The organism is Streptomyces sp. NPDC046349, from assembly GCF_055587885.1.
Window position 1 is genome coordinate 215,673 of record NZ_JBVJFK010000004.1, and the last position, 17,883, is coordinate 233,555.

A 17,883-nucleotide genomic window follows, 5' to 3' on the forward strand; every position below is an offset into this window, starting at 1 on the left:
CACCACCCGAGGGGCGGGACGCGCACAGCGCGTCCCGCCCCTCGGGCTGTCGCACCTCGACTTCACCGCGGGCGGACGTCGCCGGCCCTGAGCCGTCTCGGGGGGCGCGGTCCGCGTGGGCGGAAATATGATGGGCAGGTCCTTTCCGCGGCGGAAGCAGGGACGGATGCACCATCGTCGGAGCCTTCGATGAGCCGGCGCCGTCCCCCTCGGGTGGCCAGCGCCGACCTGCTCAGCATGCTCGGCCGGCTGACCGCGCAGGCACGGCAGGGCGTGGAGCTCCAGCAGGCCCGCGTGGAACTGGCCGAGGCCCTGCAGCGCGAGATGCTGCCCACCGCGCTGCCCTCCCTGCCGGGCCTGCGCACCGCGGCCCGCTACTCGCCCGCCCGGCACGGCCTCGACATCGGCGGCGACTGGTACGACGGCTTCCGGCTGCCGGAGGGCGCGCTCGCCTTCTGCATCGGCGACGTACAGGGGCACGACGTCGACGCCGCCGCCTTCATGGGGCAGGTCAGGATCTGCCTGCGGGCCGTGGCCGCCGTCGTCGTCGATCCCGGCGAGGTCCTGAGCCGGGCCAACGAGGTGCTGCTCTCGATGAACCGCGACCTCTTCGCGACCTGCAGCCTGCTCCGCTTCGACCCGGACACCTGGGAGCTGGAGAGCGCCCGGGCCGGCCACGTCCCCGCTGTCTGGGCCACGGTCGACGGCCGGTACGGCATAGCCGAGGACAACGGCGGGCTGCCGCTGAACCTGGTGCCCGGGTCGGCGTACGCGGTGACCCGACGGCGGCTGACCCAGGCGGGATCGATCGTCCTGCTCACCGACGGCGTGGTCGAGGGCCCGCGGTTTCCCCTGGAGGTGGGGCTGGAGCGCGTGGTCAGGGTCGTCCGGGAGGCTGCGGGCACCGACCCCGCAGAGCTGGCCGCCGAGGTGATGAAGGTGGCCGATTCGACGGGCCACGCGGACGACGCCGCGGTGCTCGTCCTCAGCCACGACGCGGCCGCAACGGCCCCGGGGACGGACTCGGGCCCGGACCCCGGCCCGCAACCCCAGGGCACGGCGTAGCGCGTGTCACGGCCCGCCCGGCCCGCGGGCTGTTGTCTGATGACGTGGTGCGCACCGAAGGATGGCGACGTCCGGCCGAACTGCTCCTACTGATCCTCGCCGTCGCCGTCGCCTACTACATCGGCGGGCGGATCGGGCTGCGCCAGAGCGTGACCGTCGACGGCGCGCAGGTCACCCCGCTGTGGCTGCCCACCGGCATCGCGTTGGCCGCCCTGCTCTGGCTGGGCCTGCGGGTCTGGCCGGGGATCGCCCTCGGCACCTACTTCGCCATCGAACGCATTAGCGAATTCGACCTCAGTGACTTCGGCATCCTCGCGGGGAACACGATCGCGCCGGTGTGCGCCTACCTGATGCTGCGCCTTGTGGACTACCGCACGCAGATGGACCGGCTGCGCGACGCTCTGGCGCTCGTCTTCCTGGGCGGCCTGCTGCCGATGCTGATCAGCGCGACGGCCGGCACCTGGACCCTCGTACTCACCGGCGATCTGCCCCGGGGCGGATTCTGGCCGGTGTGGGCGGCCTGGTGGGTCGGGGACGCCATGGGGGTGCTCGTTCTGACCCCGCTGCTGCTCGTTCTGCGCCGGGCCCGGCTGCCCCGGGACGACTACCGGCTGGCCGAGGCGTCCGCCCTGGCGGTCACGTCCGTGATCGTCACCCTTGTGGCCACCCGCAGCCACCTGTCCGTGCTCTTCCTCGTCTTCCCGCTGCTGATCTGGGCGGCCGTACGCTTCCAGTTCGCCGGAAGCGCGCCGTGCGCCATGCTGATCTCGGTCCTGGCCATCTCGGCGGCTCACGACCACGCGGGGCCGTTCGTCGACTACGGCCTGCTGGAGCTCATGGTCAACCTCCAGGCCCTCAACGGAGCGGCTGCCCTGACCGGGCTGCTGCTGTCCGCGCTCGTCACCGAGCAGAACAACGTACGACTGCGTATCGAACAGGTCTGCGAGGATCTGGCCGAACTGGTGGAGCACCTGGCTCCGGGCGGCAGACCGCCCGAACGCTGAAGCGCCCCCGGGGAGGCCGTCCCCGGGGCGCCCGGCGGAGGGTCAGTTGCTCTCGTCGTAGCCGAAGACCTTGCCCGCCGTGGCGCCCGTGCCGTCGCGTGTGTCCAGCAGCCGGGTCGGCGCGTGCGGCGGGGACTTGGAGCCCGAGGTGGCGAAGGTGACCTGGTTGGAGGCCTGAATGGCGCCTGCGACGCCGGTGACCGCCACCTTCACCACGTACTCGCCGACCTCGGCATGGACGTGGTCGTGACAGATCCCGCCGGAGCCCTTGACCGTCCTCTTCTCCGTCGCCCCGCCGCCCCAGTCGACGACGACGTCGAGCTCGGCGTCCGGGCCCGTGATCTTGGTCGTGAGCCCCAGGCCGTGTGCGGAGTGGCTTTCGCCGGTGATCTCCGCCGCCGGCCCCGGGTGGTCGGCGGCCTTGTTGCCCGCGCCCGGATCAAATCTCGATCAGCGTAACCAGTGTGCCGCCCAACCCCCCGTGGGTTTTCGCCCTCGTCACCGGTTGCGGCGGAAGGCCGAAGTCCGCTACCAGGCCAACTGGGAGATCTCCTCCGCGACCACCGCGCAGGCGTCCGCCGCGGGGTCGATCAGCGGGAAGTGGCCGACCCCGTCGAGCAGGGTCAGCCCCACCATCTCCCCCGCCTTGGCGGCCGCAGCCACGTACGCCTCGGCCACCGCTTGCGGGACCACGATGTCGTCCCGGCCCTGGACCACCGCCGTGGCGATGCCCGTCGGCAGCAGCGACGCCGGGTCGGCCGACGGCAGCCGCTCGTCCCAGTGGTCGCCACCGCCCAGCAGCTGCGCGCTCGCCCCGCCGCACACGCCCAGCTCCTCCGCCACCGCGAAGTCCGCGATCGGCGCCAGCGCCACCACCCCGCGCAGCATCGGCGGGGCGGACAGCCGCCACGGCGAGCCGTACGGCAGCACGTGCCGGGCCGCGGCCCACAGCGCGAGGTGGCCGCCCGCCGAGTGGCCGGTGACGACGACGCGGCGGAGGTCGGCCTGCGGCAGGGCGGTCGCAACGAGGCCCGGGAGGGCGTCCATCGCGGCGGCGACGTCGTCGAACGTCTCCGGCCAGCGCCCGGCGACCGGCCCCACGGCGTTCTGGTTCGGCAGGGAACTTCCGCGCCGGTACTCCACGTTGGCGACGGCGAAACCGCGCCGCGCCAGGAAGTCCGCGAAGGGGGTGACATGCTGCCTGTCGTAGGGGGCCCGCCACGCTCCGCCGTGCAGGACCACCACGAGCGGGACCGGGCCCGCGGTCTCGCCGCGCGGGACGTAGAAGTCGACGACGTGGTCGGGGTGTTCCCCGTATGCGGCCGTCACGTCCGGTGCGACCGCCGGATGGGCGAAGGCCGAGGCGGCCTCGGCGGCGTCCCGTTCCACGGCGGCGGGGTCGGTCATCGGCTCAACCTCTCGGTAACGCGTGGGACAGCGGGGACAGATGTTCCGGTGTTCCGGCAGAGCGGGACCGTATCAGTCTGGAACAGCAGGTTCCGTGCTGGGCCCGGAATATGACCGGGCGGACGGAGCCGTAGCCCCGCCCGCCCGGTGATGTGACGTTTCGCTACCGCGTCACCCGAAAACGTGACCCAGCGTGCGCGCTGCGCGCTCCGCGTCGGCGAAACCGACGTAGAGCGGGGTGAAGCCGAAGCGCAGGACGTCGGGTGCGCGGAAGTCGCCGATGACGCCCTGGGCGATGAGCTCCCCCATGACCTCGCGGGCGTTCTCGGTCCGCAGCGAGACTTGGCTGCCCCGGCGCTCGTGCTCGGCCGGGGTGACCGACTCGACCAGGCCCTGCGGGACGTACGCGGCCACGCATTCGAGGAAGAAGTCGGTCAGGGCGAGGGACTTCGCACGTACCGCCTCGACGGCGACGCCGTCCCATGCGTCGAGCGCCGCCTCCAGCGCCAGCATGGACAGGATGTCCGGGGTGCCGACGCGGCCGCGGGTCGCGCCCCGCGCCGCCTCGTAGGCCGGGGTCATCGCGAAGGGGTCCGCGTGGCCGTTCCAGCCGGGGAGGGGGGAGTCGAAGGCGTCCTGGTGACGCGCGGCGATGTACAGGTACGCGGGGGCGCCGGGCCCTCCGTTGAGGTACTTGTACGTGCAGCCGACCGCCAGGTCGACCTCGTGCGCGTCGAGGCCCACGGGCAGGGCGCCCGCGGAGTGGCAGAGGTCCCAGACCATGACGGCCCCGGCGGCGCGGGCCGCCGCCGTGAGGGCCGGCAGGTCGTGGAGCCGGCCGCTGCGGTAGTCGACGTGGTTGAGGAGGACCACGGCGGTGTCCGCGTCGATCGCCTCCGCCGCCTGCGCGGGGTCGACCGGGACGACGGTCAGGCCCGCCAGCCGGGCCGCCGACTGCGCGATGTAGCCGTCGGTGGGGAACGTCGCGGAGTCGACCAGCAGCTTCGTCCGGCCGGGAGCCGCGAGGCGGGCACCTCCGACCAGGGCCTTGAAGAGGTTGACGCTGGTGGAGTCGCCGACGACCACTTGGCCGGGGGCGGCGCCGAGCAGCGGGGCGATCTTGTCGCCTATTCGCTCGGGCGCGGTCCACCAGCCGCTCTCGTCCCACGAGCGGATGAGGAGCTCGCCCCACTGCCGGGCGACGACGTCCGCGGTGGTCGCGGCCACGCCGGCCGGGAGGGCGCCGAGCGAGTTGCCGTCCAGGTAGACGACGTCCTCGGGGAGGGTGAAGCGCTCGCGCAGCTTCGCCAGCTCGTCGGCGGCGTCCAGGGCGGCCGCGCGGTCCCGCAGCCCGGTCTCGAGGTCCGTGGCGGTGCCAGAGGTGTCAGACATGGCTGCGCGCCGTCCAGAGTTCCGGGAAGACGTTCTTCGTCGCGCGCTTCTCCAGCCAGGCCACGCCAGCGGAGCCGCCCGTGCCGGTCTTCGCGCCCATCGCGCGGCGGGTGGCGACCAGGTGGTCGTTGCGCCAGCGCCAGACGAGCTCGGCGACGTCGGTGAGGACCTCGCCGAGGCGGTGGAGGTCAAGGTTCTCGTCCGGGGCGGCGTACAGGCCGGTCCAGACGGCCTCGACCTCGGGGGAGGCCTCGTAGCGCAGCGACAGGTCGCGGTGCAGGACGGACTCCGGGACCGGCAGGCCGCGGCGGGCCAGCAGGCGCAGCACCTCGTCGTAGAGGCTGGGCTCCTGGAGGGCCTTCTCCAGCTCCGCGTGGACGCGCGGCGCGCCGCGGTGCGGGACCAGCATGGAGGACGACTTCTCGCCGAGCAGGAACTCCATCCGGCGGTACATCGCCGACTGGAAACCGGAACCTTCGCCGAGGGCACCGCGGTAGGCGTTGAACTGCGCCGGGGTGAGCTGGGCGAGCGGGCGCCAGGAGGCGTTGAGGGCCTCCAGTTCACGAAGGGAACGTTTCAGCGCATCCATCGCGACGGGGATGCGGTCCTCGCGCAGAGCCTTCGCGGCGGTTTCCCACTCGTGGACGATGACCGTGAACCACAGCTCCATGACCTGGGTCGTGACCAGGAAGACCATCTCGCCGGGGTCGTCCGAGCGGAGGTGCTGGAGGTGGGTGAGGACGTCCGCCTGGACGTAGTCCTCGTACGGGGTCGTGCCGTCGAAGTCGAGGTTCGGGGTGTCCCCGCCGACTCCGGAGGCATCAAGGGTGTTCGACATCGCTGTCTCCTCGACACGTGCTTCCGGGTAGCGGTCCGCTCCTTCCGTGAGGTGAGTGGAGCCCCGGTCCCCTGCCCGCATCATAGGGCGCCGTCACGCCGGCGCTCCAGCGGGGAGTGAGGCAGACCACATGAGATGTCCGCGTGTCACTCCCCGCTGTACGGCATCAGGCGCTCAGCGTGTCCGCCGCAGTCGGGGACGAGTCGCGCAGGAAGGTCGTGCAGCGCTCGTACTCCTCCTTCTCGCCGATCGCTTCGGCCGCGCGGGCCAGGGCGTGCAGGGCGCGCAGGAAGCCGCGGTTCGGCTCGTGCTCCCACGGGACCGGGCCGTGGCCCTTCCACCCGGCGCGACGCAGTGCGTCGAGAGCGCGGTGGTAGCCGGTACGGGCGTAGGCGTACGACTCCACCGTGCTGCCGGCGGCGAAGGCCTCGTCGGCGAGGACCGCCCAGGCGAGGGAGGACGTGGGGTGCGCGGCGGCCACCTCGACGGCCGGGGTGCCGGCGGCGAGGGCCTCACGGCCGGGCTCGTCGGGGAGGTGGGTGGGGGCGGGGCCCCCGAGCAGGTTCTGGTGAATGGACATGCCCCCAGTCTGCCGGGTGCGGTGGTCCGCAAAACCCGCCGTTCCCCTCGTGTGTCGGGGGCGGAGTGTGCGGTGCGGGGTGCGGTGGTCCGCAGAACCTGACGGCCTCCTCGGTGCCACCCGACGGGAGCCGGGGGCCGCGGAACCGTCCGGCCCCCCGGCGCCGCCGCTGCGGTGGTCCGCAGAACCCGCGACCCTCCTCGGGGGCGCCGTTCCGACCGGGTCGGGGCGGTGCTCCGCAAAACCCCGCCGTTCCCCTCGTGTGCCGGGGGCGGAGTGTGCGGTGCGGGGTGCGGGATGGGGTGCTCCGCAGAACCTGACGGCCTCCTCGGTGCCACCCGACGGGATCCGGGGGCCGGGGAACCGTCCGGCCCCTCGCCGCCGCCACGGCCGGGGCCGGTGCGGGGTGGGCGCAGGATCTGCTGGGCGCTGCGGTGGCGGGTGCGGGGCGGTGGGTTCTCCGCGGGCGGCGCGGCCGGGTCAGTTCGCGGGGATGGTCGCCTCGACCGGCTCGCGGGGTGTGCGGGGAGGCGTCAGGGGCGGCTGCGTTGCGGAGCGGTCGCACCGGCAGGCCTCGTCCGGGTCGTGCAGGGCCCTGGCGCCGCGGCCGGGCGCGGTGTCGAGCCGCTCCGCGACGGCCGGGACCACCAGGCCCGGCATCACGCTCGCGTAGAGCGCCGAGACCTCCCGGTCCAGGTCGAGGCCGAGCGTCTGCGACATGACGTTGAGCCCGGCGAAGGCCCCGACCACCAGTCGCGCGGCCGCCGACGGGTCCACGTGGGAGCAGTTCGCCGCGCTCCTCCGCCTCTGCCATCAGGGCGGTGTGCAGATCGATCCATCCCAGGTACGGCGCCGCCCGGTCCAGCTCCCGACCGTTGTGCTCAAGAGTGAGGCGTGCACTGCCGCGCATCAGCACGTCGTACCGGAGACGGTGCGAGAAGACCATGCCGACGTCGACGAACTCCTGCGCCTTGAACTCCTGCGGGGCGAGCGGCGCATGCATGCTCACCTGGGCCTCGATCACGGCCTGCGCCAGGTGCTCCTTGGACTCGAAGTGGAAGTAGAGCGCACCCTTGGTGACCTTGGCGAGGCTGACGATCTCCGTCAGCTTGGCCGCGTCGTACCCCCCGGTCCTCGAACACCACCGCGGCGGCCTCCAGGATCGCCCGGCGGGTGCGCACCGCACGGTCCTGCTTCACCTGCGGTCGTCCAGCCCTCATGCGCCCCTGTCCCCCTCGCCCCCGGATGAAGTTCACACCATCGCGGAGCCACCGTCCACCGGCGTCCGCGCCCCTCCCCCCGACCCGCCACGACCGGCCCCGGCCTGGCCCGACCCCGCCCGACCCGGGAACGCCGGAGGGCCCGGCCTCCGTCGTGGGACGGGGGCCGGGCCCTCCTGGGCGACTGCAGTCGCGGCGGCTGCTGCGGCTGCTGCGGCTGCTGCGGCTGCTGCGGCTGCTGCTGCCGACTACTTGATCTTGGTGCCGGCGGAGCGCAGGTTCGCGCACGCCTCGACGACGCGCGCGGCCATGCCCGCCTCGGCGGCCTTGCCCCAGGTGCGCGGGTCGTACTTCGACTTGACGCCGACCTCGCCGTCGACCTTCAGGACACCGGCGTAGTTGCTGAACATGTGGTCCACGACCGGGCGGGTGAAGGCGTACTGGGTGTCGGTGTCCAGGTTCATCTTCACGACGCCGTTCTCCAGCGCGGTGGCGATCTCCTCGGCCGTGGAGCCCGAACCGCCGTGGAAGACGAAGTCGAACGGCGAAGGCTTGCCGAACTTCTCCGCGACCCCGGCCTGGAGGTCCTTGAGGAGCTCGGGGCGCAGGACGACGTTGCCCGGCTTGTACACGCCGTGAACGTTGCCGAAGGAGGCTGCCAGCAGGTAGCGGCCCTTCTCGCCCAGGCCCAGGGCCTCGGCGGTACGGATGGCGTCCTCGACGGTGGTGTACAGCTCGTCGTTGATCTCGTGGCTGACGCCGTCCTCCTCGCCGCCGGTCGGGGTGATCTCGACCTCGAGGATGATCTTCGCCGCGACGGCCTTGGCGAGCAGTTCCTGGCCGATGGCCAGGTTGTCGGCCAGGGTCTCGGCGGAGCCGTCCCACATGTGCGACTGGAACAGCGGGTTCAGGCCGCGGGCGACGCGCTCGGCGGAGATGTCCAGAAGCGGACGTACGTACCCGTCCAGCTTGTCCTTGGGGCAGTGGTCCGTGTGCAGCGCGACGGTGATGTCGTACTTGGTGGCGACGATGTGCGCGAACTCCGCCAGGGCAACGGCGCCCGTGACCATGTCCTTGTTGTGCTGGCCACCCAGGAACTCCGCACCACCGGTGGAGATCTGGATGATGCCGTCGCTCTCGGCCTCCGCGAAGCCCCGCAGCGCAGCGTGCAGGGTCTGGGACGAGGTCACGTTGATGGCCGGGTAGGCGAACTTGCCTGCCTTCGCCCGGTCGAGCATCTCGTTGTAGACCTCGGGGGTTGCGATGGGCATCTGTCCGCTCCTTGGATGTGCGGGGAGTGTGCTTATTGCTGGCCCTGACCTGGGGGCGACGTCATCGTCGCGCCTATCTTTCCAGACTCCGCGCAAGGGTCCAGCCCACCGGTCTCACGTGATGGGCGAACGGCCCGGGATGTTTCACGTGAAACATCCCGGGCCGCGGGGAAAGACCAGGTCAGACCCCCCTGAAGGGCGGCCGGGGATCTTTGTCGCCAGTTGTCGCAGTGGCCGGTCAGGACAGGCCGAGGTCCTCGAGGCGGTAGCCGGTGAGGTACGGCAGCCCCGCCTCGGCGATCGCCTCGGCCGCGCCGCGGTCCACGATCGTGGCGACGGCCACGACCTCGCCGCCGGCCTCGCGGACGGCTTCGACGGCGGTCAGCGGGGATCCGCCGGTGGTCGAGGTGTCCTCGACCACCAGGCAGCGCTTGCCCTTCACGTCGGTGCCCTCGATACGACGCTGCATGCCGTGCGCCTTCTGCGCCTTGCGGACGACGAAGGCGTCCAGGCGCTGCCCGCGCGCGGCGGAGGCGTGCAGCATGGAGGTGGCGACCGGGTCGGCGCCGAGGGTGAGGCCGCCGACGCAGTCGAAGTCGAGCTCGGCGGTGAGGTCGAGCATGACCTGGCCGACCAGTGGTGCCGCCTCGCCGTCGAGGGTGATCCGACGGAGGTCGATGTAGTAGTCCGCCTCCCGGCCGGAGGAGAGGATCACCTTGCCGTGCACCACGGCCTTGTCCTTGATCTGCTGCAGAAGCGCATCCCGTACGTCACTCATGCCGACGAGCTTAGTTGCGGCCTAGGCGAGCCGCCGCCACGTCCAGGTCGTGGAGACCTCCAACGGGTCGACGGGGGTGACCAGGCGCGGAGCGGTGTTGATCCCGTTCGGCGGGCCGGACTGCGGCTCGACGCAGACGGCCTCTGCCTGCTCGTCGTAGACGACCACCCATTCGGACCTGCTGGTGATGCGCAGCTCCAGCGCGCCGGGCCAGGTGAGGGTGACGTCGACACCGTCGGGCATGCCGAAGCAGTCGTCCCAGGGGCCGGGCGCCGGGTCGATCCGCTTGCCGGTGGGGAGGTGGTCGGCGCCGCGCTCCTCCTGCCAGGCGGGGTCGAAGGCGATCTCCACGTCCCGGCCGCCGAGGTTCCGCAGGAACCAGGGGTGCCAGCCGGCCTGGGCCGGGAAGGAGTCCCCGTACGTCTCGACGCCCATGGCGAGGGTCAGCGAATCCTCGGCGAGCGTGACGACCTGGGTGACCCGGCCGGGGGTCGGCCAGGGGTCGACGAGGTCGTAGGTGAAGGCGGCCTCCGTGGCGGTGGCGCCGGCCGGCCGCCACGGCACGTCGCGGCCGAGACCGTGGAGGGCGTGCGGCGGATGGTCCAGGGGCATCTGGTGCACGGTCGCACCGTTGTGGAAGCGGCCGTCCTTCATGCGGCCGCACCACGGCACCATCGGGAAGGATCCGTACCTCGTCCCCTGGCGCAGCAGCTCGGTCCCGTCGATGCGCAGACTGCTGATCCGGCAGCCGTTCTCCTGGTCGACAGTCACCTCGGTGCCGCCGGCGCTCAGTTGCGTACTCATGCGGTTGACCCTAGGTGAATCCGGCCGGGTGGAGGGCCTGAGGCCGCAGGTCAGCGGCGGCGGCGCAGGGCCCGGCCGATGACGACGGCCGAGGCGAGCGCGAGCGCCGCGGCCGGGGCGATCCAGCGCAGGCTGTCACCGGTCGCGGTGGCGGCCGGCGCGGGCACCGGGGCGTACCGGCCGCGCGGAGGCGCGTGGTCGACCTCCTCGGCACTGCGGCCGATCATGGTGCGGCGGGCGTGGGCGGCCTCGGCCGGGGGTCGCGGGGCTCCGGCCGCGTCCAGGTCCTCGAACCCGCCGGCCAGGAACGGGTCCAGGGCGGGGTCCAGGGAGGGGGGCGGCACCTCGGTCTCGAAGACCGAGGCACTGACCTCGGTGACCTCGTCCTCCGGCCCCGCCGGGCCGTCGGCGTCCTCAACCTCGGCCTCGGCCTCGGCGACGGGATCGCTGATCGCGGATCCGGCGGCCAGCTGGCCGGCGGCCCGGTCGAGCAGCCTGCGCAGGGCCGTGGCCGCGGCATCGGGCGCGAAGGAGGCGGCGCGCCCGTCGGCGGTGGCGCGGGCGTCGAAGTCCAGGCGGGTCCCGCCCGGGACCGGAGTCAGGCGCAGCCCGAGGGAGAACTTCACGGTGCCGCTGCCCCGCACTTCCGTGCCCTCACCTTCAAAGGTGAAGTGGTCGGGATCCTGCTCGATGACGGCCGCGGAACCCCGATAGGTCACGGTGCTCCCGCCGGCGCGCACCCTGAGCCTCCCGGAGAGCGGGCCGACGCCCGTGTCGGCGTCCTGCTGGAGTCCCGGCACGCACCGGGCCACCCGGGCGGGGTCGCGCAGCACGGCGCGGAGGTCGTCTGCCGGGACCGGGACGAACACCTGATGCTCCATGCGGTCGAGCCTACGGCCTGGACCGCACCGGGTCACGAATACCGCGGATGCGGCAGCGTCGAAGGCGGGAGTCCGCTCACCCGGGTGCGTTCGGCGTCGCGCGCCGCGTCCTGGAGGGAGCCGGTCGACAGCGAGTGCAGTGCGGGCGTCTCACGGTCCACGCGCAGCGCAGGCTCCTGGTCGCGGGCGGCCAGGACGAACCCCCAGTCCTGCGGCGGCGCGCCGGCACCCCCGAGAGGGGTGCGGTCGGGGCCGGCGGCGAAGCCCGTGAGGCGGCCGCCCGCACTGTAGGGGGCGGTCCGCAGGCCCGCCGCGCGGAGCGTGGAGTCGACGGTCCAGTACGTGCGGGGGCGCGTGGCAAGCGGCCCGGCGTGCACGGCCATCCGGCCGCCGGGGGCCAGGGCCCGCGCGGCCAGTCCGTAGAACTCCTGCGAGTACAGCTTCGTGCTGGGAGTGATGCCGGGATCGGGGAGGTCGGAGAGGATCACGTCGAAGCGGTCGTTCGCGGCGGGCCCGCGCAGCCAGCGGAAAGCGTCCTGGTTGACGACGGCCAGGCGGGGATCGGAGTACACCCCCGCGTTGAGCGCGGAGAGCATGGGGTCGGTGCGGGCGAGGCGGACCACGCCGGGGTCGAGCTCGACGACGGTGACGGAGGTGACGTCCCGGTAGCGGAGCACCTCGCGGGCGGCGAGCCCGTCGCCGCCGCCGAGGACGAGGACGCGGGCGTGGCTGCCGGTCATGGCGGGGTGGACCAGGGCCTCGTGGTAGCGGTACTCGTCGTAGCCGCTGACCCGCAGCCGTCCGTCCAGGTACAGGTCGAGGGAGCGCGGGGAGCCGGTCGCGGGGCCGGTGAGCACCAGTTCCTGCACCCCGGTCTGGACGGCGACCCGCACCTCGGAGCCGTAGACGGCGCGCCGGGCGAGCCGCTCGAAGTCGTCGGCGAGGACGGTCGCGGAGGCCAGCACGACGAGGACGGTCACGTTCGCGGTGATGAGCAGCCAGCGGCCGCGCCGGCTCAGGTCGTGGCGGAAGAGCCACAGGACCAGCCCGCCGCCGACGACGGCGTTGACGGTGCCGGTGAGCATGGCGCCGGTGAGCTGGCCGAGCATCGGCAGCAGCAGGAACGGGAAGGCGAGGCCGCCGACCAGGGCGCCCACGTAGTCGGCGGCGAACAGGTCGGCGACGGCGCCGCCCGCGTCCTGTCGGCGGATGCGCTGGATGAGGACCATCAGCAGCGGGATCTCCGCGCCGATGAGCATGCCGATGGCGAAGGAGAACGCGACGAGCGCCGGGCGGGACTCCCCGAGCCAGGCGAAACTCGCGTACAGCGCCATGGCGGAGAGGCCGCCGAGGAGGGCGAGCCCGGCCTCGATGGCCGCGAAGCCGAGGGCGGGGCGGTGCCGAAGGCGTTTGGCGAGCAGGGAGCCGATGCCCATGGCGAAGACCATGACGGACAGCACGACCGACGCCTGGGTGACGGAGTCGCCGATGAGGTAGGTGCCCAGGGCGAGGAGCTCCAGCTCATATACGAGCCCGCAGGCCGCGCAGACGAACACGGTGGCCAGGACCAGGAGTCGGCCCGTCCGGGGCCGTACGGGCAGGGCGGCCGGGACGGTCGCGGCGCCCCGCGGCTCCGGAGCCGGGAGGACCCGGCGCGGGACGGAACGGTCGATCATGAAGCGAACCGTACGTTACGGCCCACTCGCATCCGGTCACCCACATGGGTGCAAGTGGCGCACTGATTCGGCCAGTTGGCGTAACCACACCGCACGCCCCCCGCCGTGGGGCGCCGTCCGGCCGCGTACCGTCCGAACCTGCGTCCCCCGCACGGCTCAGGTCCTCTTCCCGGTCCTGCCGGTCTCGCGGCCTCCGGTCCCTGATCCGGCATGATCCGGCCTTGTCCGGAAGAAGGGCCCTACAGCAGCGCCGGTGTTTCCAGGGCGGGAGTCGCGGCGCCCGTGCGCACCCCGATCCGCGTGCGGGTGGCCACCAACTGCCCCTCCTGCGGGTACGCGTGCCAGGTGCGCCACCGCACCTGGCCCTCGTACCGCTGGGCGAGCATGGCGGTGAAGGCGTGCGGGCTCCCCGGGAACGTCCCCGCCAGCCCGTTCGGGTGATCGGCCACCAGCGCGAGCAACTCCTGCGCCCGCCCCGCGAAGGACCCCCGGGACAGGTTCTCGACCCGCGCGGCGAACTCGTACTCCCAGTCGCCCACCCGCTTCGCCACGCCGAGCGGCAGCGGCGTACTGCTCCCGGGCATGCAGGCGACCGTCTCCGAACAGAGCACGTCCCGCTCCTCCAGCAGAACCTGATGGGAGGCGCCGAGCAGGCGCAACTCGACCTTCGCACCCGAAAGTTCGAGGTTCAGCACGGCCAGGGCGGGCAGCCGGTCCCGACCCAGGGCCCAGGCGAGATCGGCGGCACGCGTGTCGGTGTAGGAGGTCTGGAGGGTCGTGAGCATGAGTCGGCTCCGCAAACGCGCGAGGGAGATGGGCCGGGGCCCGCCAGCGGTAGCAAGCACGGGTGGGGGGACACCGGCACGGGTCCACAGGAAGTCCAGGGAGGTCCGAGGACTGGTCTACTCAACCGAGGGAATCATGAAAGGCACGGCACTCACAGCGTTTTTACCCAACTTGACGGGGTTTACATCCCCCCGGGGGCTCGGCAGTTCACGTGTTCAACAGGTTGCGTCCCGCGCGTCGGGATGCATGGACAACGCGCGGGGCGCCCGAGGGGAAACGGCCCCTCGGACGCCCACGTCAGGACGGCGTCGGCGACCTGGTGTCAGCTGCCGCCGCCGCACCCCCCGCCCCCGCAGGAGGACGACGAACCGCACGAGGACGACGAACCGCAGCCCGACGTGCCGGCGTCGCCGGCCCACCGGCTGCTCCTGCCGCGGCGCGTGCGGCGCGGGCGGGAGCCGGGCCCCGCAAGCCTCCGGACGAGCCGGCTCATGAGGAACACGAACAGCGCACAGATCACGAGCACTATCAAGACGAACTCCATGTCCGCCCCTCTCTCACGCCCCGGTCCTCCCGGGGAGCGGGATCCCCGCGTCCCGCGTGGTGGAGGGATGCCCCCCGCCCGCGCGGCCCAAAGCACACTTGAGCAAGTCCAGAGCTTGCGCCCAGGATGGCGCCCATGAGCGCACCCGTGGGCAGCGACCGCCCCTTCCTGAACCGCCGGCTGGCGGCCTTCGGCACGACGATCTTCGCGGAGATGTCGGCGCTGGCCGCACGCACCGGATCGATCAACCTCGGCCAGGGATTCCCCGACACCGACGGTCCGGCGCAGATCGCCGAGGCGGCCTCCCGGGCGGTCCTCACGGGCCTGGGCAACCAGTACCCGCCGGGTCCCGGCGTCCCGGAGCTGCGCAGCGCGATCGCCTCGCACCAGCAGCGCTTCTACGGCCTCGGCTACGACCCCGACACCGAGGTCCTGGTCACCGCGGGCGCCACCGAGGCCATCGCCGCCTCCCTCCTCGCCCTCCTGGAGCCCGGTGACGAGGTCATCGCCCTGGAGCCGTTCTACGACTCGTACGCGGCCTGCATCGCGATGGCCGGCGCCGTCCGCGTCCCCGTCACCCTGCGCCCGCACGGCGGGGCCTTCGCCCTGGACCTGGACGAACTGCGCGCCGCGGTCACCCCGCGCACCCGGCTGCTGCTGCTGAACACCCCGCACAACCCGACGGGCACCGTCCTCACCCCGGACGAGCTCGCGGCGATCGCCGCACTGGCGGTCGAGCGCGACCTGCTGGTCGTCACCGACGAGGTGTACGAGCACCTGGTCTTCGAGGGCTCCCACATCCCCCTGGCGGGCTTCCCCGGCATGCGCGAGCGCACGGTCACCATCAGCAGCGCGGGCAAGACGTACTCGTTCACGGGCTGGAAGGTGGGCTGGATCACCGCCCCGCCGGAACTCGTCTCGGCGGTCCGCTCGGCCAAGCAGTTCCTCACCTACGTCTCCTCGGGCCCCTTCCAGTACGCGATCGCCGAGGCGCTGCGCCTGCCGGACGACTACTACGACGTCTTGCGCGCCGACCTCGCCGCCAAGCGCGACATCCTCGCCGACGGCCTCGAGGCGGCCGGCTTCCAGGTCTTCCGCCCGCGCGGCACCTACTTCATCACCACCGACATCACCCCCCTCGGCGAGAAGGACGGCCTGGCCTTCTGCCGTGCCCTGCCCGAGCGCTGCGGGGTCGTCGCCATCCCGAACCAGGTCTTCTACGACGACAAGGCCGCCGGCGCCACACAGGTCCGCTGGGCGTTCTGCAAGCGAACGGCTGTATTGCAGGAGGCGGTGGACCGCCTCGGTCGGCTGGCTCGCTGAGAGCGGCCAGGTGAACGTGTGGGTGCAGGGTCCGGCATCGCAGCCGGACCCCGTCCCGCGACGGGAACGACCGGGTAGCGCACCCGGCCACCGCTCGTGACCTCGAACTCCCACTGCCCCCGCGCGGATCCCTTCCCTTCCTTCGTGGCAGTTTCCGCGGAGCCGGTGTCGGCGATTCCAGTTGTCACGCGACAGCGGGTCGGTGCGCAGCGCCTCCGGGCATCGGTGGTCACAGGCCCGCGCCGCGCGGCACCGTTCCTCTCAGCTGTCACCGCCTCCGTGGTCCCGAAGACCACATTCCACCCGCTCGGGGGTGGGACGCTGACACGGCCCTTCTTCGGGCTCACCCGCTCACCTCGACCGAACCAGGTCGTCATGTCTCGGCGTTCTGCAAGAGGACCGAGGTCCCCGAAGAGGCCGCGGATCGGCTGCGGCGGCTCCAGGCCGCCCGCCGCCGCGCCGCGGCGGGCCGCACCCGCGCAGTGCCCGATCTCACCGGAGCTTCGCAGCCATTCCCGCCCGGCGCGGGGCGGGGGCCGCTTAGTGTGCCCGAGGCTCCTCCTCGTCCGGATGGGCGTCCTCACGCACACAGCGCAGGAAGTCGGGGTAGATGACGGCGACGGGCAGTACGTCTGTTTTCGTGCGGCCGCGGGACGTCAGGGCCGTCGGTGTGCCCACGGCCGCGCTCGCGCTCGGCGTGTTCGCCGCGATCCGCGTGACCGGGGCCGCCGTGCTGGCCCTCGCCGCCTGGTGGGCCGGACGCAGCCCCGTACGGGTGCTGGGCCACTCGTGGGACTCCGTCTGGTACCTCGCCATCGCCCGGCACGGCTACGGCCGCACCCAGATCTGGCCCGTCACCGGGCTGGTGCAGAGCGACTACGCCTTCTTCCCGCTGTATCCGGCGCTGGTGCGGCTGGCCGGCGGCGGCGAATGGGGCGGACTTCTCGTCTCCTGGACCGCTGCCGCGGTGGCCGCCGTCGGCGTCTACCGGGTCGGCGAGCTGGTGGCCGGGCGGCGTGTCGCGCTGCTGCTGGTCGCGCTGTGGGCGGTGGTCCCGCACGCGGTGGTGCTCACCCTCGCCTACACCGAGCCGCTGCTGGTCGCGCTCGCCGCCTGGTCGCTGTACGCGCTGCTGCGCGAGCGCTGGCTGCTCGCCGCGTCGCTGGCGCTGGTCGCGGGGCTGACCCGGCCCACGGGGATCGCCGTCGCCGCTGCCGTGTCCGTCACGGCCCTGCACGCCCTGCTCGTGCGAAGATCCCGGGCGCCCGGTGTGTGGGCGGCCGGGCTGCTGGCGCCGGCGGGCTGGCTGGCGTACGTGGCGGCCGTCGGGGCGGCCAGGGACGACGTGGCCGGGTACTTCGCCGTCCAGCGGCAGTGGGGCTCCCGCTTCGACGGGGGCGGGGCCACCCTGTCCAAGGTCTGGGAGGTGCTCGCCGGCGGACCCGTGGCCCTCGCCACCGCCGTGTCCGCGCTCCTGCTGGGCGCGGCCCTGCTGCTGGCGGTGCTGCTGTGCGTCGACCGGCCGCCGCTGCCGCTGCTCGTCTACAGCGCGGTCCTGCTGGTGATCGCCGTGGGCGGGGCGGGCTACTTCGAGTCGAAGCCGCGGTTCCTGCTGCCGGCTTTCCCGCTGCTGCTGCCGCTGGCCGCCGTGATGGCACGAGCCCGGCCGCGCTCCGCGGTCGTGGTGACCGCGGGGCTGGCCGGGCTCGGTTACGGCTACGGGGTCTACCTCCTGGTGTTCGCCAAGATGCCCCTGTGACGGCGTGGGGTCAGTTGTCCCCGCCGTCCTCGCCCTCGCCGTCGGCGGAGTCGATGTCCTTCTCCAGTCCGAGCTGCTCCGTGAGCCACTTGTCGAACTCGATGGACGCGCGGACCCAGCTGACCGTGGAGGACACGAAGTGCTCCAGGTTGACGCCGGTGCCGATCAGCATCTGCGCCTCGCCGATCAGGCGGACGGAGCCGTCGTCGTGCGTGTGGCTGTAGACCTTCGGCCACAGGGTGCGACGGTTCCAGTCGTCGATCGACTCGAGGAGCTGCGGCTTCTCGTCGATCTTGTGCGGACGGTCGTAGAAGGTCCGCACCGAGAAGACCTGCTGCTCCGCTTCGCCGCGGAACATGAAGTACGTACGGAACTCCTCCCACGGCGCCGCGAGGTCACCCTCGTCGTCGACGACGTACTTGAGCTCCATCTGCTCCAGCAGCTGCTTGACCAGATCCTGGTCGGGGACGACGGGGCCCGCCGGTCCTGTGGCCTGCGGATCGGGCTGCTGCCCTCCGAAGTTCGGAATCGAGGCCGGGTCGATGCTCACCGTGT

General features: G+C 72.7%; 17 protein-coding genes and 1 pseudogene. 4 read left to right on the forward strand and 14 right to left on the reverse strand.

Translation table 11 applies throughout. The features are described from left to right. The first annotated feature begins 189 nt into the window (after positions 1-189). Both ACZ6JS_RS10975 and ACZ6JS_RS10980 read left to right on the forward strand, forming a co-directional pair. Entirely contained in the window at positions 190-1,065 is an 876-nt protein-coding gene (locus tag ACZ6JS_RS10975; protein WP_469297337.1) for a PP2C family protein-serine/threonine phosphatase, read from the forward strand. 44 nt (positions 1,066-1,109) lie between these two features. Next, positions 1,110-2,069: an MASE1 domain-containing protein gene (locus tag ACZ6JS_RS10980; protein WP_469297338.1), complete on the forward strand. Its 960-nt coding sequence runs from the start codon at positions 1,110-1,112 to the stop codon at positions 2,067-2,069. Between the two features lie 42 nt (positions 2,070-2,111). On the opposite strand, the gene ACZ6JS_RS10985 is transcribed toward ACZ6JS_RS10980, so the two are convergent. The 13 genes and pseudogenes from ACZ6JS_RS10985 to ACZ6JS_RS11045 form a co-directional block, all read right to left on the reverse strand. After that, positions 2,112-2,285, reverse strand: a complete 174-nt coding sequence (locus tag ACZ6JS_RS10985; RefSeq protein ID WP_469297339.1) for a hypothetical protein — start codon at positions 2,283-2,285, stop codon at positions 2,112-2,114. A gap of 312 nt (positions 2,286-2,597) precedes the next feature. After that, a complete protein-coding gene (locus ACZ6JS_RS10990; RefSeq protein ID WP_469297340.1) occupies positions 2,598-3,476 on the reverse strand; it encodes an alpha/beta hydrolase family protein in 879 nt (292 codons plus the stop codon). Between the two features lie 171 nt (positions 3,477-3,647). Beyond that, positions 3,648-4,868 (reverse strand): kynureninase, encoded by a 1,221-nt coding sequence (kynU, locus tag ACZ6JS_RS10995; RefSeq protein WP_469297341.1) that lies wholly within the window; start codon positions 4,866-4,868, stop codon positions 3,648-3,650. Continuing rightward, on the reverse strand, positions 4,861-5,706 hold the full coding sequence (locus ACZ6JS_RS11000; protein WP_469297342.1) for a tryptophan 2,3-dioxygenase family protein: 846 nt from the start codon (positions 5,704-5,706) through the stop codon (positions 4,861-4,863). Before ACZ6JS_RS11000 ends, kynU begins: the two co-directional genes overlap by 8 nt. 166 nt (positions 5,707-5,872) lie before the next feature. Continuing rightward, positions 5,873-6,286: a DUF3151 domain-containing protein gene (locus tag ACZ6JS_RS11005; protein WP_469297343.1), complete on the reverse strand. Its 414-nt coding sequence runs from the start codon at positions 6,284-6,286 to the stop codon at positions 5,873-5,875. 480 nt (positions 6,287-6,766) lie between these two features. Beyond that, positions 6,767-7,063, reverse strand: coding sequence for a hypothetical protein (locus ACZ6JS_RS11010; RefSeq protein WP_469297676.1), 297 nt, complete (start codon positions 7,061-7,063; stop codon positions 6,767-6,769). A 295-nt stretch (positions 7,064-7,358) separates the two neighbouring features. Then, a pseudogene (locus ACZ6JS_RS11015) lies at positions 7,359-7,472 on the reverse strand (hypothetical protein); the annotation flags it as partial. 282 nt (positions 7,473-7,754) lie between these two features. After that, positions 7,755-8,777, reverse strand: a complete 1,023-nt coding sequence (gene fbaA / locus ACZ6JS_RS11020; protein ID WP_469297344.1) for a class II fructose-bisphosphate aldolase — start codon at positions 8,775-8,777, stop codon at positions 7,755-7,757. A 238-nt stretch (positions 8,778-9,015) separates the two neighbouring features. Next, complete coding sequence (pyrE, locus tag ACZ6JS_RS11025; RefSeq protein ID WP_381784957.1) at positions 9,016-9,555, reverse strand: orotate phosphoribosyltransferase; 540 nt, start codon at positions 9,553-9,555, stop codon at positions 9,016-9,018. A gap of 21 nt (positions 9,556-9,576) precedes the next feature. Further along, on the reverse strand, positions 9,577-10,359 hold the full coding sequence (locus ACZ6JS_RS11030) for an aldose epimerase family protein (protein ID WP_469297345.1): 783 nt from the start codon (positions 10,357-10,359) through the stop codon (positions 9,577-9,579). A gap of 50 nt (positions 10,360-10,409) precedes the next feature. Next, entirely contained in the window at positions 10,410-11,240 is an 831-nt protein-coding gene (locus ACZ6JS_RS11035) for an SRPBCC family protein (protein ID WP_469297346.1), read from the reverse strand. A 32-nt stretch (positions 11,241-11,272) separates the two neighbouring features. Beyond that, positions 11,273-12,916: a polyamine aminopropyltransferase gene (locus ACZ6JS_RS11040; RefSeq protein ID WP_469297347.1), complete on the reverse strand. Its 1,644-nt coding sequence runs from the start codon at positions 12,914-12,916 to the stop codon at positions 11,273-11,275. Between the two features lie 239 nt (positions 12,917-13,155). Next, positions 13,156-13,701 (reverse strand): DUF2617 family protein, encoded by a 546-nt coding sequence (locus ACZ6JS_RS11045; protein WP_469297348.1) that lies wholly within the window; start codon positions 13,699-13,701, stop codon positions 13,156-13,158. Between the two features lie 671 nt (positions 13,702-14,372). Here ACZ6JS_RS11045 and ACZ6JS_RS11050 point away from each other — a divergent pair. After that, positions 14,373-15,569, forward strand: a complete 1,197-nt coding sequence (locus tag ACZ6JS_RS11050; protein ID WP_469297349.1) for a pyridoxal phosphate-dependent aminotransferase — start codon at positions 14,373-14,375, stop codon at positions 15,567-15,569. Positions 15,570-16,179: 610 nt separating this feature from the next. Then, complete coding sequence (locus tag ACZ6JS_RS11055; RefSeq protein WP_469297350.1) at positions 16,180-17,328, forward strand: hypothetical protein; 1,149 nt, start codon at positions 16,180-16,182, stop codon at positions 17,326-17,328. 10 nt (positions 17,329-17,338) lie between these two features. Here ACZ6JS_RS11055 and ACZ6JS_RS11060 read toward each other — a convergent pair whose 3' ends face one another. Further along, positions 17,339-17,878 carry a YbjN domain-containing protein gene (locus ACZ6JS_RS11060; protein ID WP_469297351.1) on the reverse strand — a complete coding sequence of 180 codons (540 nt, stop codon included), beginning with the start codon at positions 17,876-17,878 and terminating at the stop codon, positions 17,339-17,341. Positions 17,879-17,883: the final 5 nt, after the last annotated feature.

Excerpts from the sequence above, each read along its gene's own strand:
- ACZ6JS_RS10975 (WP_469297337.1), top strand. The coding sequence starts at position 190 with ATGAGCCGGCGCCGTCCCCCTCGGGTGGCCAGCGCCGACCTGCTCAGC.
- fbaA (WP_469297344.1), bottom strand. The coding sequence starts at position 8,777 with ATGCCCATCGCAACCCCCGAGGTCTACAACGAGATGCTCGACCGGGCG.
- ACZ6JS_RS11030 (WP_469297345.1), bottom strand. The coding sequence starts at position 10,359 with ATGAGTACGCAACTGAGCGCCGGCGGCACCGAGGTGACTGTCGACCAG.
- ACZ6JS_RS11055 (WP_469297350.1), top strand. The coding sequence starts at position 16,180 with ATGACGGCGACGGGCAGTACGTCTGTTTTCGTGCGGCCGCGGGACGTC.
- ACZ6JS_RS11045 (WP_469297348.1), bottom strand. The coding sequence starts at position 13,701 with ATGCTCACGACCCTCCAGACCTCCTACACCGACACGCGTGCCGCCGAT.
- ACZ6JS_RS11005 (WP_469297343.1), bottom strand. The coding sequence starts at position 6,286 with ATGTCCATTCACCAGAACCTGCTCGGGGGCCCCGCCCCCACCCACCTC.
- ACZ6JS_RS11000 (WP_469297342.1), bottom strand. The coding sequence starts at position 5,706 with ATGTCGAACACCCTTGATGCCTCCGGAGTCGGCGGGGACACCCCGAAC.
- pyrE (WP_381784957.1), bottom strand. The coding sequence starts at position 9,555 with ATGAGTGACGTACGGGATGCGCTTCTGCAGCAGATCAAGGACAAGGCC.
- ACZ6JS_RS11050 (WP_469297349.1), top strand. The coding sequence starts at position 14,373 with ATGGCGCCCATGAGCGCACCCGTGGGCAGCGACCGCCCCTTCCTGAAC.
- kynU (WP_469297341.1), bottom strand. The coding sequence starts at position 4,868 with ATGTCTGACACCTCTGGCACCGCCACGGACCTCGAGACCGGGCTGCGG.
- ACZ6JS_RS10990 (WP_469297340.1), bottom strand. The coding sequence starts at position 3,476 with ATGACCGACCCCGCCGCCGTGGAACGGGACGCCGCCGAGGCCGCCTCG.
- ACZ6JS_RS11035 (WP_469297346.1), bottom strand. The coding sequence starts at position 11,240 with ATGGAGCATCAGGTGTTCGTCCCGGTCCCGGCAGACGACCTCCGCGCC.
- ACZ6JS_RS11040 (WP_469297347.1), bottom strand. The coding sequence starts at position 12,916 with ATGATCGACCGTTCCGTCCCGCGCCGGGTCCTCCCGGCTCCGGAGCCG.